Source organism: Rhodopirellula sp. SH410, assembly GCF_055811895.1.
In genome coordinates this window covers 7,184,675-7,198,107 of sequence record NZ_CM147949.1, presented here as the reverse complement: position 1 = coordinate 7,198,107, position 13,433 = coordinate 7,184,675, and the positions used below count along the sequence as shown (strand labels likewise).

Sequence of the window (13,433 nt, the reverse complement as noted above, 5' to 3'; positions counted from 1 at the left end):
GGCACGCTCACGCGGTCTGCCCTCTTTATCGGCGTCGATATTCGCCTGGCGTCATGCCCGTTTCTCGCTTGAAAACGACACCCAGGCGTTCGGGATGGCTGTATCCCGTCATGCTCGCAATTTCCTCCAGCTTGAACGAGGTCTCGTCGAGCAATTGCTTCACCCTTGCGATCTGAACGGACATCAATTCTTGGTGGGGGGTTCGATCGAGCTCTTGCCGAAACCGCCGCTCCAATGCTCGGCGTGAAAGCGTGGAGAATTCGACGACGTCTTTGACGTCGATTCCCTCGCTCGCGTGTTCACGAATGAATCGGCACACGCGGGCTAACTCACGATCTTCTACCGCGGATACTTGGGTTGACATTCTTTGCGTCACTGCGATCGGCTGTATCAACTCGACGGCAACGTGTTCACGGCGTCCTCGCATTAGCTCGTCGAGCACCTCAGCGGCCCGGTAGCCCACACGCTCAGCATTCGGGCGGACGCTTGAAAGCGTCGGATCGCAAAGTGGGCAGATCGCATCATCATCGTCGACACCCACGACTCCAATTTCGTCGGGGACGAGGATGCCAGAATTACGGCATGCATTGAGGACTTGTTGGCCTCGAATATCGTTGCACACAAACAGTCCCGTGGCGGGCTCAAGTGACGCGAGCCATCGAGAGAGTGACCTGCCATCGATCACGCCCGCCCGTTCGATACTCGTAATCGCTTTCGTTTCGCAGTCGGTTTCGTAGACCGATAGTGGGTAGCCTGCCGTCGCACAGGATTCGCGAAAGTGTCGCAGTCGAATATCGGAAAAATGGGCATCGCGAAATCCGCAGAACGCAAATTTTCGAAAGCCGCGTTCGCACAGGTGATTGAACGCCAGTTCAGCGACGGCGCAGTCATCGGTCTCGACCTGAGGGATTCCGGCGTGCGAGTTTCGACAGCGAACATCGACGATCGGCACGCCCAATTGCCGAAGCGGCGATAGAGTGTGGGTGTCCACGCGAGCGATCACCCCGCTTAATCCTGCGGCAGCGAGCCAGTCGGGCAGCGACGCGTCAATCGTCATTTCTTCGTGCAGCAAAGACCAATTTCCGCGTGTCTGGGAATATTGGGCGATGCCACGCAGCACGCTTCGTCCATAGGAGCGGGATGACTCCACGACCAGGGCCACTCGTCGGCGTTCTGTCTTTTTCATCGAGTCGCAGGGGAAAGGTGGCTGGCGGAGGTGACGCAAATCGTCAGTTGGGCGACGCAGATGATCCTCGACAATGGGCTGCGACAGTGCATAATATCATATTCCGCCTGACGCCCACCCGTATTGCTGACGTCGCAAATCGTCCCTGAGGACTTGAGCCGTGCTTCGTTTCCCTGTCTTGTTCAAATCTCTGCCGTTTCATCGTGCGATCTTTCTAGGCTTGCTCATCGCAACCTCGGGATGGATGCCTGGGGTCACCCGCGCAGAGACGCCTGGATTCTCCGCAGACGCCTTGGAGTTCTTCGAGAAGGAGGTGCGGCCATTGCTTAGCGAACACTGCTATCGATGTCACAGTGCCAGTTCGGAGGACCTGCAAGCGGGATTGTCGGTCGACAGTCGAGCGGCGTTGATCGACGGCGGGGACAGCGGTGAGGCGATTGTGCCAGGAGATCCAGAGGGCAGTTTGTTCATGGAAGCCGTGCGGTGGGAATCCTATGAAATGCCGCCCCAGGGAATGTTGCCTGAAGCGGACGTTGAAACGTTCGCCAAGTGGGTCCGCATGGGGGCCCCCTGGCCGGAAGAAGATGCACCACAGTCGCGTGTCGATCGCCCGTCGTTTGCATTGGACCAGCGGACGGAGGAGCATTGGGTTTGGCAGCCGATCCAAGATCCCGCTGAGCCGGACGTTAAGCAGGAAAGTTGGCCCAGGGTCGGCTTGGATCGATTCATTCTCGCCAAGCTGGAAGAGAATGAGTTAGCTCCATCGGCCGACGCGGATCGCATGGCCCTGATGAGACGGCTGTACCTGGACATCATTGGCCTGCCGCCGACAACCGAGGAAACACTTCGCTTTCGCGAAGACGTCCTGCCCGATGCGATCGAACGCTTGGTCGACACGTTGCTGGACTCACCGCACTTTGGCGAACGTTGGGGCCGTCATTGGCTCGACCTCGTTCGCTACGCAGAGTCGCGTGGCCATGAATTTGACGATGACGCCGTCAACGCATATCAGTATCGCGACTATGTCATTCGCGCGTTCAATGCCGACGTGCCCTACGACCAGTTGGTTCGAGAACACATCGCCGGCGACTTACTGGAAAACCCGCGTCTCAATCCCGAACTGGGGTTCGACGAATCCATCTTGGGGACCGGGTTCTGGTTCCTCGGAGAATGGGTGCACTCGCCGGTCGATATTTTGAAGGATGAGTCGGATCGTTTTGATAACATGATCGACGTGATGTCGAAGGCGTTTCTGGGGGTCACGGTGTCTTGCGCTCGGTGCCACGATCATAAATTCGATGCCATTTCCACGGCCGACTATTACTCTTTGACGGGCTTTCTGCAAAGCAGCGACTATCGGCAGGTTCGTTTCGATTCCATCCTGCAAAATCGCGAAGTTGCGAAGCAACTCGCCCATGCAGACGCTGACTATCGGCAGCAAGTCCAAGCGTTGTTGGCCAAACATTCAGTCCGCCGGCCGAGCGCCCCACCGCTACCCCAAGCGGTCCGTGACGGCTTGGTTTTTGATCTGGGGAAACTGACGCCTGAGCAATTCATGCAGGACGGTTTTATCTTTGGCGATCAACCCCATCATGCTGGCGACCCATTGCTCGAGACCAGCGGTGAGACTCCGAGGGTCGTGTGGGCATCGCATGACTATGTGGCCAATGACCCGGCTTGGGACGGATTGGAGTCGATTGCTCAGAAAGGCTTTCGTGACCGCAGTCAACTGTCGCGTTTGCCGCGAAGCGGTCGCACCTTGAGGACTCCAACCTTTGAGGTAACCGATGGGTATGTCGCATGTTCGGTGCGGGGCCAAGGGCATGTTGTCGCTTGTGTCGATTCGCATCGGCATATCGCCGGGCCGCTGCATCGCGAAACGGTGCAAGAAATCAAGCAGGGGGTCCCTTTTGTTGAAATGAACCTGTCTCGGTACCAAGGCCACCGCATTCACTTGGAGTTCACGCCCGCCAAAAATGCTCGCTTGGAGATCGCTTTCGTTTTCCAGGGGACCAAGGACCAGACCACGCAAGCGATCGAGGCCTATGCCGACGTGTCCACCGCTGAATGGGACAAGTTTGACGCTGCAGTGAAACACAAGATCGGCGGCCAGTTACACGAGTTGGCAGTGAATTGGGCTAGGTCACGCGACGAGATTGCCTCGCGAATGGTTAAACGCTCTCGTACCGCAATGGCGATGTTCGATGGCACGGGCGAAGATGCATCGATTTACATTCGCGGGAATTCGTCACAGCCAGGGAACCGGGAGCCGCGTCACTTTCTAACCGCAATTTCCGGTGATGCTCCCATGGAGATCCAACGTGGTAGCGGGAGGTTGGAGCTCGCCTCGCAAATCAATGATCCGGCCAACCCGCTGACGGCCCGTGTCATCGTCAACCGCATTTGGCATTATCTGATGGGACGAGGCATTGTGCCGACGACCGACGACTTTGGAGTGCTCGGCCAGCGTCCTACCCATCCAGAGCTACTCGACCATCTCGCCACTCAATTTGTTGCCGAGGGTCGCAGTATCAAGCGAATGATTCGGCACATCGTTCTCTCCCGCACTTATCAGATGTCCAGCCAGGTCGATGCGACCGCGGCGGCAGTCGATCCGAATAATCGACTGTGGCATCACCGGCCGCCAAAGCGAATGGAGGGGGAAGTGATCCGCGATTCGTTGTTGGCTGTCGCAGGGAACCTTGACGACCAGTTATTTGGTCCGTCGGTACCCGTTCACCTGACCAGTTTCATGACGGGGCGTGGTCGTCCAACAGAGAGTGGTCCGGCCGATGGTAACGGCCGACGTTCCATCTATATCTCGATTCGCCGAAACTTTCTATCGCCCTTTATGCTAACGTTCGACACGCCTGTCCCGTTCAGCACGATGGGGCGCCGGAACGTATCTAATGTCCCCGCGCAGGCATTGATATTGATGAATGACCCCTTCGTCGTCGAACAGGCACGCGATTGGGCTGCGCTCGCATTGCAGCATGGCGATAGCGCCGCCGAGCGCATCGAGTGGATGTACCTGGCAGCGTTTTCTCGAAACCCCACCCCGTCCGAGTTGGATTTTGCGTTCGAGTTTGTGGACGGTGACACTGGCCTTGATCGCTGGGCCGCGTATGCCCACGCATTGATCAACACCAAAGAGTTCATCTTTTTGAGGTAACCCCGAATGAACCATTCATTTCCCTGTCAACGTTATCGGCCCCAGCCAGTGTCCCGTCGCGAAATGCTCGCGCGTTCGGCGAGTGGGTTTGGTGCGTTGGCGCTTTCCGCACTCGGTCTGGACCGAGCGTATTCGTCGGGGACAGCTGATCTCGGCAAAGCACTGCATGGCCCCCACCATAAGGTCACTGCGAAGAACGTCATCTTTCTGTACATGGACGGCGGCCCCTCCCAGGTCGACACCTTCGACCCCAAGCCGTTGCTGGAGAGGTTTGACGGGAAAGATCCCGGGAGCTTGTTTAAGGTTGAGCCCACTCAGTTCAACAACAATGGCAAGGTATTGGCCAGCCCTTGGAAGTTCCAGCAATACGGTGAGTCGGGGCTGCCCGTGAGCAGCCTGTTCCCGCACGTTGCGTCCTGTGCAGATGACCTCGCGGTGATTCGGTCGCTGACGTCGGAGTTCCCAGAGCACACTTTTGCGAACTACTTCCTGCACACGGGCAGCGGGCTTCAAGGACGACCCAGCATGGGTGCTTGGGTTAACTACGGGCTAGGCAGCGAATGTAACAATCTACCGGGGTTCGTCGTTCTCAACGGTGGTTTGGTGCCGCCGGGGGGGCTGGATTGCTTTGGCAGCGGATTCCTTCCTGCAAGCTACCAGGGGTCCACTTTTCTGCCATCGGGCACCGGTGTTGCGAACATCCAGCGAACCGAGCCAACCGATCAGCAACAACGATCCAAACTAGACTTGGTTCGCGAGTTGGATGGTTTTGCCGAATCCCGTTTTGGCAAACATGACAGCATCGAGTCAGCAATTCGTAACTACGAACTTGCGTATTCGATGCAGATGGCGGTTCCAGAGGTGATGTCGCTCAGCCAAGAACCCGCCCACATCAAGAAGATGTACGGTCTCGATTCTGACTATGCGCAGACACGCACCTATGCGGCTCAGTGTCTGATTGCTCGGCGGATGGTCGAAAGCGGCGTGCGTTTCATTGAGTTGACCTGTCCCGACACCGGCGGCGACCGTTGGGATCAACACTCGAAACTGAAGCAAGGCCACGAGAACAACGCTCGCGCGGTCGACCAACCGATCGCGGGTCTTTTGAAAGACTTGAAACAGCGTGACCTGCTCAAAGACACGCTCGTGGTTTGGGCGGGTGAGTTCGGACGCACCCCCTTTGCTCAGGGCAAGGATGGTCGTGATCACAATCAATTTGGATTCACGGTCTGGATGGCGGGCGGCGGGGCAAAGCCGGGAACGGTGTTTGGGGCAACCGACGAATGGGGCTATAAAGCGGTCGAGAACCGCGTCGAGATGCACGACCTGCATGCCACAATGCTGCACCTGATGGGCGTTGACCATACCCGCAGTACCTTTCGTTTCGGCGGGCGTGACATGCGATTAACGGATGTCAAAGGGCACGTGATCCACGACGTGATTGCATAATCGTTTCAAAAACGGTTTGGAGTGACGAGCGATCAGGAAGTGGTTGAGGACTGCGCCGGCGTAGGAAATCACGAGGCGGAAGGTCGGTCGCGTTCACTCAATAGCTGTTCTTGTCCAACGTGACCTTGCCTCGGAAAATCCAGTAGATGATGACCGTGTAGCTGAGCACGCAGGGCATCCCGATCACAGCGATGATGAGCATCGTCTTCAGCGTGCCGGCGCTGCTTCGGGCGTTCTCCAACGTGACACTGTATGCTGGGTCGATCGTCGATAGCATGAAGTTGGGAAAGATCGCGACGCTGAACAGCGAAGCGAACGCCATGATCACCATCGACGAGGTGAAGAACGCATAGCCAGGTTTGCCGAGGTGCATCGCTCTCGGAATATTGAGAATCGCCAACGCATTGAGTATCGGCACGCTCCAAAGGATTGGATAGGCTACAATATTTTCGGTTGCATGCGGAACATGCCATAACGTGGCAACGGTGACCAGGACGTATAGTCCGACAAACGCATAGAACAGAGGCGTGATCGCGCGACGTACCCGTGCTTGCAGTTCATATTCCGTTTTCAAATACAGGTAGATGGCGCCGTGCAAGGCGAATAGGGAAACAGTCAGGCAGCCAACCAGCAATGGATACCAGTAGATCTGGCTCAGTAGATTCCCTTCGTAGTAATACTTCGGGCCGAGTTCCATTCCCGCCATCACGTTCCCAGCGGCTACGCCCAGTAAGAATGCGGCGGTGAGCGAGGACAGGAAGAAGCACAGGTCCCAGAGCTTTCGCCAGGATGGTGAGTGAACCTTGGACCGGAATTCCAAGCTGACTGCTCGACCGATCAAGCAGGTCAGCAGTAGGAAGAACGCGGTGTAGAAACTGCTGAATACGGTCGCGTAGGCCACCGGGAAAGCAGCGAACAACGCGCCGCCAAACGTGACCAGCCAGACTTCGTTCCCATCCCATAGCGGACCGATCGAATTCATCACGAGTCGACGTTCGCGATCATCTTTCGCGATGAAAGGGTGCAGGATTCCGACACCCAAGTCGAATCCATCGAGGATCGTGTAGCCAACCAGCAGCACGCCCAATAGGACAAACCAAATCATCGTGAGTAGTTCGTAGCTCATCGGACTTCCTCCTCCATCATGTCGCCACCGGCGGACCCACTGCTTTGCCCAAATTTCTCTGACATCGACCCTGCCTGCAGTTGGCGTTTGTGCTCCATCAGCTCCTCAGTGCTCTCCGGCCCATGTTGGATTTTGTTGTTCAGGACGAACACCCACACCGCGAACAGCAACGAGTAGATGATGCTGAACAGAATGATTGAGCTGAGTACTTGCTGCGCCGTGACGGATTCGCTCAGCCCATCAGCCGTTTTTAACCCCATCATTTCCACTCCGTTCTGGACCGATGGATAAACGATCCAGGGTTGCCGGCCCACTTCGGCAGTGACCCAGCCTGCTTGATTGGCCGTCATCGCGGCAAATGGCATGATGACGATCGCCCAAAGTAGCCAGCGTTTCTGTTCGAGCGAATCTCGATACCAGAACCAACACGCCAGCCCCGCAATACCGATCATCAAAGTGCCCAATCCGACCATCAGGTGAAAAGTTTGGAACGGCAACCACACCGGCGGTTGCTCGTCAGCGGGGATTTGATCCATTCCCGGAACGGGTTTTGTCGGATCGTTGTAGACCATCAGGCTGAGCAAGTAGGGTATTTTGACGCTGAAATGAACGGTCTTGTTTTCCGCATCTGGCCAACCGAACAGGTTCAGGCCCGTGGGCTGATCGCTCGACTCGAAGTGTGCTTCCATGGCGGCCAGTTTCGCGGGTTGTGTCTCGACTAACTTCTGTGCCGAGTCATGTCCCGTGGCGGCTGCCAGGATCGTGAACAGTAGCGCCGATGGAAGAGCGATCGACAAACACCGGCGGGCAACCTCTTGATGCCTATTCTTCAGTAAATAGTATGAGCAAACCGAAGCCACAAAGAACGCGCCGAGCACGAACGCACCGATCAAGGTATGCGTCAGTCGGTCGACAGACGAGGGATTGAAGACCATCGCCCAAAAGTCTGTCACTTCGGCCCTTGGCATCATCTCACCCTGCACGTCTTGCCACACGATGTGGTAGCCAGCGGGCGTTTGTTGCCAACTGTTGGCGACGACGATCCACACCGCGCTGAACATCGAACCGAGCGATACCATCAATGTGCTAAACAAGTGCATCTTCGGCCCGACACGGTCCCACCCGAAAACGAGCACGGCAAGAAACCCGCTTTCTAGGAAGAACGCAAAGATCCCTTCCGCAGCCAGAGCAGAGCCAAAGACATCGCCAACGAATCGAGAATACGCTGCCCAATTCGTTCCGAACTCGAATTCCATCACGATGCCCGTGGCCACGCCCATGGCAAAATTGACCGCAAACACGCGTGTCCAGAATCGGGCCGCAGCCTCCCACTCCGGTTTCCGGGTGCGGAAGTAGGCCAGTTCGCACAAGAACAACTGCAGCCCCAGACCAATCGAGAGCGGCGGGAACAGATAGTGGAACATAATCGTGCCCGCAAACTGCAGCCGACTGAGTATTTCAACGTCCATTATTTTGTAGTGGACGTGGCGACACGTCCGTTAGCGTAGTGGACATGGCTATGTCCGTTGATGAGCATTCAATTTTCGGTACTGGATCTTTGACAATACCTGCGGCCGAGAATCGTGCGGTGATTGCACGATCGGTCTGAATCGCGGACGTCACTCGTGGGATACCGTTTGCGGTTGAGGGAGAGTTGACTTTTCCATTTTTCCATCTTCCATTTCATAGATTGTGTCGAAGACATCGAGTGCGCGATGGTCGTGCGTGACGACGATCACGCCAGTGCCTTGCTCGTGAGCGACCTTGGCGAACAGTTCCATCACTTGCCGACCGCGATGTCCATCGAGCGCGGCGGTGGGTTCATCGGCCAGAATCACGCTGGGCCGATTGGCCAGCGCGCGGGCGACAGCAACCCGCTGTTGTTGGCCGCCCGACAGCATCGCAGGAAAACTGTTGGCTCGATCGGCGACTCCAAGATAATCGAGCAGTTCCATAGCGCGGAGGCGTGACGCACGCTTCGATTCACCGTTGAGCTGCATCGCTATTTGAATGTTCTCGATCGCAGAGAGGAACGGGATAAGGTTGGACTTCTGGAAGATGAACCCGAGATGGCGACGCCGGAACGAACGCAAATTAGTGTGGGGCGTCTGGCCGTCCAGGACCAGTTTGCCGCCGATCGTGATACGGCCGGAGGTCGGCGGATTGATGAGCCCAACAGCGGTCAGGAACGTCGACTTTCCGCTGCCACTGGGGCCGAGCAATGCAACGACTTCACTCTTGGCAACCTCCATCGAGGCGTCCCGCATCGCGACCACTTCCGTGTTTCCACTTCCGTAGATTTTGGTCAGCTCAATCGCTTCAATTGCCAGCGTTTCACTCATGCCAAGGCCTCGTTGGGGGAGACTTTCATTGCTTTCCAGATCCCCAGCAGGCTCGATAGAACCGAAATGACCAACACGATCCCTGCCAATTGCATCAGGTCGGAGTCGGCCAAAATCACGCGACGAGGGAACAGCGGAAACAGTTGCTGGCCGACGAGATAGGCAATTGCAAAACCCACCACGCCTAACAGCAATGCTTGCTGCAAGATCAGCCCCAGGATCACGGTGTTGGGCGCACCGATCAGTTTCAACAATGCAATCGAATGGATTTTATCAAGCGTCAACGTGTAGAGGATCAACGCCATGATGATGGCTGCGATCACGGTCAGCAGCACGCGGAATAGTCCGATTTGTCGACGCACTTTTTCGACGCTGCCCTTGAGCAATAGTTCTCGCTCGCCATCGGCGGTAAAAACCGATACGTCGCCCCAACCGGAAATAATCTCTGCGACTTGCTGAACGTTCGCACCGGGCAGGAGCGTGACCATCACCGCACTGATCTGCGGCCGGGCAATCCCAGGCAACTGCAACGACGGTCTTTGGGAATTGGCCAACATCAACGGATTCTGAATCACTTGTTCGAATCGTTCCCCGCGAGCCTCGCGTGCGGCACGTTCTAACCGAACCGCTTCGCCAGGCGTGTCGAACTGGATCGCCAGCGAGTCCGCAATCGTCACGAACGCCAGGCCATCGCCGCTGGAGCTGATCATATTGTTGGTCGTGCCGACAATGGTATAGGTTTCCTTGCCGAGTTTGATTTGCTGGCCGAGGGGCAGTCCCAGCGTTTCGTTGGCGATCATCTCGTAGTGAGCTTGCCCCAAGGGGCGACCGGACGTGAGGGGAATCCACTCGCCTTTGTCTGTCGGCCAGCTCAATCCTAAAACCGCAATCCGTAATGGCTTCCCATCGCGTTCTCGTTGGATCGTGTGGTAAACGAACTCGCGGGAGTAAGCGACCCCCGGAACCGCGGCGGCGCGGTACACCAAATTGGAGGGCACGCGGGAGAGTTCGGCGAACGGGCCGCGTGTATTTCGCTGGACGATCCAAAGGTCCGTTCCGACACGGTCGATCAGCAGCGTTGCGTCTTCGACGACACCGCGATAGATCCCCCCCATTCCCATCACGACCATCAACAACATACCGATGCCGACCGTGGTGAGGGCGAAACGCCCGAGGTTGTGTCGAATGTCTTTGGTGGCCAGGTTCATGCTTCGGGCTCGCTGATATGAATGCGGCGACCCTGGGTCAGTCCAGGTTTGGGCTTGATCGGGGTAATGACGACATCGCCTTGGCTGAGTCCATCAAGGATCTCCACGGCATCACGGCTGCGGACACCGATTTTGACGTCACGCCAAATGGCCCTTTGATCTTGGTCCACGAAAACACCCGTACGCCCATTCCGGTTGCTTAGCAATTGTGGGGGCAGAACCAATGCGTCGTCTCGGTTCGCGACGTTGATAAAGGTTTCTGCCCGCTGTCCGACGGCCCAATTCGTCGGCAATTCCAACACCTGAACATCGACAATGAACTCGCGTGTTTCGCGATCAGCTTCCTTCCCCAAACGCGCCACTTTGCCCGTGTAGGGATGTGTCGGCTCGCTACGAAAGACGACACGAGCCGGTTGATTCGGTTCCAGCTTTGCCATTTCGGTCTCGTCGACCCATGCACTGATCCACAGCTCGTCGGTCGAAATCAGCGTCATGATGGAGCTGCCGGGAACGACCACGTCGCCTGGTTCGCGGCTGCGTTTAACCACCAGTCCATCGAAGGGGGCGTGAATCTCGGTGTCTTGCAGGCGAGCGGAGTGGTATTGAGCGGTTTTTTGCGAGGCAACGAGCTCCTTCTGTCCCTCGGCAATGGCAGCTTCGGCTCGCGACAGGCCGGACTCTGCGACAGCCAGGGATTCGGTCGCCTTATCGGCATCGCCCCGACTGGCCGCATCCTTGCTCACCAACGACTGCACTCGGTCATGATTCTTGCGGGCCTGATCGTATACGGCGATGGCGCGCTCTTTGTCGGTCTTGAGTCGCTCGATGGCTGCCGATGATGCATCGACGTTGGCAGTGGCGATCGCGACTTGCTGTTGAAGTTCCGCATCATCGAGTTGCACCAGCAAATCGCCCCGTGACACCCGCTCGCCTTGATCGACAAGCAAAGCGACAACACGGCCGGCGATCTTTGCACTAATCGTCGTTTCCACGCGAGCTTCCAGCGTTCCCGTGCCCATGACTTCCACCACGACTGTGCCACGGTTTACCTCGTGGCCATGCACGGCTAGCGGTTTGAACCAGAACCAATAAACGCCGACTCCGATCACAGTCGCGACGAAAACCACTTTGAGTAGAGTGATCGCCAACTGATTCGAAGAGTGACTTCCTGCTCGTTCCTTGTCAGCCATTGATTGAACTCTTGTGAATTGGTGGGGGGATTCGGCTGTCAGATTGAAACTCGGAGATGAACCGTTTGTCGATCCAGGTTTTGAGACGCCAGCACCAACGGGCGTGCAGTGTCACTGGCCCATATTCGAGCAGGGCTTTTCCATCTCCAGTGTTGAGCAGCTTTAGAAAATCCGATTGTGGCTCGAATGTTTTCATCGAGCCGCCCTGCAGTAGCACGCGAAGGTTATGCCACAGGATCGGGCACTGGCGAACCGCATACACTCCAGCTTTCGGGGAAGGCGATTCGACGACCGTCCCTGAGTCACCCACGGCGAAAATGCGAGGATCGGACAACGATTGCAATGTCGGTGTGGTCGCGATGAAGCCACGCTCATCCGTCTGTAGATTCAGGTTGCCGAGTACCGGCGGTGCCGCCGCGCCAGTAGCCCAGATAACGATGTCGGCTCCGTATCGACTGCCGTCCTCGGTCGCGATGAAGTCGTCGCCGACTTCGGTAACGCGGTGTCCGGGCGTGATGCGAATGCTTCGGGATTCTAGGAGCTGTTCGATTTTGCGAATGCTGCGTGGTTTCATCCCCTCGGCGACTCGGTCGCTGCTGGTGTAAATCGCGATCGAGAACTCACGCTTCCGATTTCGCTTTCGGAAATGCTGTTGCAAACACAGCGCAATCTCGACACTTGCCACGCCGCCACCGACAATGGCGGCACGAATCGCGGTGGGGCCTTTCGCCAGATCCAATCGGCTGTCGACGCGCTGCTGTAGGCGGCCCAGAAACGTTTGCATCGGCTTAATCGGGACCATCGAGGCCGCCCCAGCATGTGCGTCCCACCCGGCGGGCATCGAGCCGACACCGATCGACAAGGCATCAAACGCGATGCTTTCGTTATCGGCGAAGGACAGTGTTCCGGTTGGCAAGTCCAACCCCAGGGTGTCCGCCAAAATCAATTTCGCTCCCGCCCGATCGCACAACCGCTCCAAGTCGATTCGCATCTCGTCGTCGCGGAATTGGCACCCCAGCGTGCCCGGTAACATTCCCGAATAGGTCGCCGTGGGAAACTTGCTAATGCATGTCAGAGCGCAACCTTCAATGGGATTGCGTGCCCATTGATGGACGATGTGGGCATTCGTGTGACCGATGCCTAGCAGAACAACGTTCTTGGTCAGCACTAGTCGGTCACCTGTTCGTATTTGGCTGGAATACGGTAGCGGTCACTGTAGGTGTGAACGCGGTTCGTCGGTTCGCCTTTGAGCGTGACCACCGGCAAGCCGGCGTCGACCCATTTGAGGATACTGCCTTTGTAGTTTTTGACCTTCATGCCCTTGCCGGCGAGTTGTTTGGCGTACGCGGCGCTGCGACCGCCGACGGTGCAGTAGGCAATCACGGTCTTACCCTGATACTTGGCCGCGTCTTTTTCAAACTGAGCCTTCGTGATCGCACCGGGAATGACCGAGACGTTGACCTCTTTGTCCGTACGCACGTCGACAACCACAAAATCGGCTGCGGGAGCCTTTGCATTCGCCTTCTCGGCTTGGGTTTCCAGCTTGCGTTGTCGTTCTAATAGTGTGTGGAGTTCGTTGGTTCCGATGGTCTCCAATGTCGGGCCACCAAAAAAGCCACCGAACTGAGCATGCGTTTGTGTTGTGATGGTACTGAGTATCGCGAACGCAATCAGTCCCATCCATGTTCTAAAGGTCATGCCGATCATCCTTTCAATGAATGGTTGTTGAGTTGATTTCATTAATGAGTTTTCCGTTTCGA

The 13,433-nt window shown here is 56.8% G+C and carries 10 protein-coding genes; 2 read left to right on the top strand and 8 right to left on the bottom strand.

Annotation, left to right across the window (positions count from 1 at the left end):
- Positions 1–25 precede the first annotated feature (25 nt).
- On the bottom strand, positions 26–1,186 hold the full coding sequence (locus SH410x_RS26400) for an AraC family transcriptional regulator (protein WP_473672296.1): 1,161 nt from the start codon (positions 1,184–1,186) through the stop codon (positions 26–28).
- Positions 1,187–1,346: 160 nt separating this feature from the next.
- On the opposite strand from SH410x_RS26400, the gene SH410x_RS26395 reads away from it, so the two are divergent.
- Both SH410x_RS26395 and SH410x_RS26390 read left to right on the top strand, forming a co-directional pair.
- Positions 1,347–4,358, top strand: a complete 3,012-nt coding sequence (locus SH410x_RS26395; protein WP_473672294.1) for a PSD1 and planctomycete cytochrome C domain-containing protein — start codon at positions 1,347–1,349, stop codon at positions 4,356–4,358.
- Positions 4,359–4,421: 63 nt separating this feature from the next.
- Positions 4,422–5,807, top strand: coding sequence for a DUF1501 domain-containing protein (locus SH410x_RS26390; protein ID WP_473677405.1), 1,386 nt, complete (start codon positions 4,422–4,424; stop codon positions 5,805–5,807).
- Positions 5,808–5,904: 97 nt separating this feature from the next.
- On the opposite strand, the gene cydB is transcribed toward SH410x_RS26390, so the two are convergent.
- The 7 genes from cydB to SH410x_RS26355 all read right to left on the bottom strand — a co-directional run bounded on the left by cydB (position 5,905) and on the right by SH410x_RS26355 (position 13,371).
- Positions 5,905–6,933 (bottom strand): cytochrome d ubiquinol oxidase subunit II, encoded by a 1,029-nt coding sequence (cydB, locus tag SH410x_RS26385; RefSeq protein ID WP_473672293.1) that lies wholly within the window; start codon positions 6,931–6,933, stop codon positions 5,905–5,907.
- Positions 6,930–8,405, bottom strand: a complete 1,476-nt coding sequence (locus SH410x_RS26380; RefSeq protein ID WP_473677404.1) for a cytochrome ubiquinol oxidase subunit I — start codon at positions 8,403–8,405, stop codon at positions 6,930–6,932. Before SH410x_RS26380 ends, cydB begins: the two co-directional genes overlap by 4 nt.
- A gap of 147 nt (positions 8,406–8,552) precedes the next feature.
- Positions 8,553–9,275 (bottom strand): ABC transporter ATP-binding protein, encoded by a 723-nt coding sequence (locus tag SH410x_RS26375; RefSeq protein WP_473672291.1) that lies wholly within the window; start codon positions 9,273–9,275, stop codon positions 8,553–8,555.
- Entirely contained in the window at positions 9,272–10,483 is a 1,212-nt protein-coding gene (locus tag SH410x_RS26370) for an ABC transporter permease (RefSeq protein ID WP_473672289.1), read from the bottom strand. The genes SH410x_RS26375 and SH410x_RS26370 overlap by 4 nt, the downstream gene beginning before the upstream one ends.
- Positions 10,480–11,673: an efflux RND transporter periplasmic adaptor subunit gene (locus tag SH410x_RS26365; RefSeq protein WP_473672287.1), complete on the bottom strand. Its 1,194-nt coding sequence runs from the start codon at positions 11,671–11,673 to the stop codon at positions 10,480–10,482. The genes SH410x_RS26370 and SH410x_RS26365 overlap by 4 nt, the downstream gene beginning before the upstream one ends.
- On the bottom strand, positions 11,666–12,841 hold the full coding sequence (locus tag SH410x_RS26360) for an FAD-dependent oxidoreductase (protein WP_473672285.1): 1,176 nt from the start codon (positions 12,839–12,841) through the stop codon (positions 11,666–11,668). Before SH410x_RS26360 ends, SH410x_RS26365 begins: the two co-directional genes overlap by 8 nt.
- Entirely contained in the window at positions 12,841–13,371 is a 531-nt protein-coding gene (locus SH410x_RS26355; RefSeq protein WP_473672283.1) for a rhodanese-like domain-containing protein, read from the bottom strand. Before SH410x_RS26355 ends, SH410x_RS26360 begins: the two co-directional genes overlap by 1 nt.
- Between the last annotated feature and the right edge of the window lie 62 nt (positions 13,372–13,433).

Coding starts and splice junctions, on each gene's coding strand:
- SH410x_RS26355 (WP_473672283.1), bottom strand. CDS start 13,371: ATGACCTTTAGAACATGGATGGGACTGATTGCGTTCGCGATACTCAGT.
- cydB (WP_473672293.1), bottom strand. CDS start 6,933: ATGAGCTACGAACTACTCACGATGATTTGGTTTGTCCTATTGGGCGTG.
- SH410x_RS26390 (WP_473677405.1), top strand. CDS start 4,422: ATGCTCGCGCGTTCGGCGAGTGGGTTTGGTGCGTTGGCGCTTTCCGCA.
- SH410x_RS26400 (WP_473672296.1), bottom strand. CDS start 1,186: ATGAAAAAGACAGAACGCCGACGAGTGGCCCTGGTCGTGGAGTCATCC.
- SH410x_RS26375 (WP_473672291.1), bottom strand. CDS start 9,275: ATGAGTGAAACGCTGGCAATTGAAGCGATTGAGCTGACCAAAATCTAC.
- SH410x_RS26370 (WP_473672289.1), bottom strand. CDS start 10,483: ATGAACCTGGCCACCAAAGACATTCGACACAACCTCGGGCGTTTCGCC.
- SH410x_RS26365 (WP_473672287.1), bottom strand. CDS start 11,673: ATGGCTGACAAGGAACGAGCAGGAAGTCACTCTTCGAATCAGTTGGCG.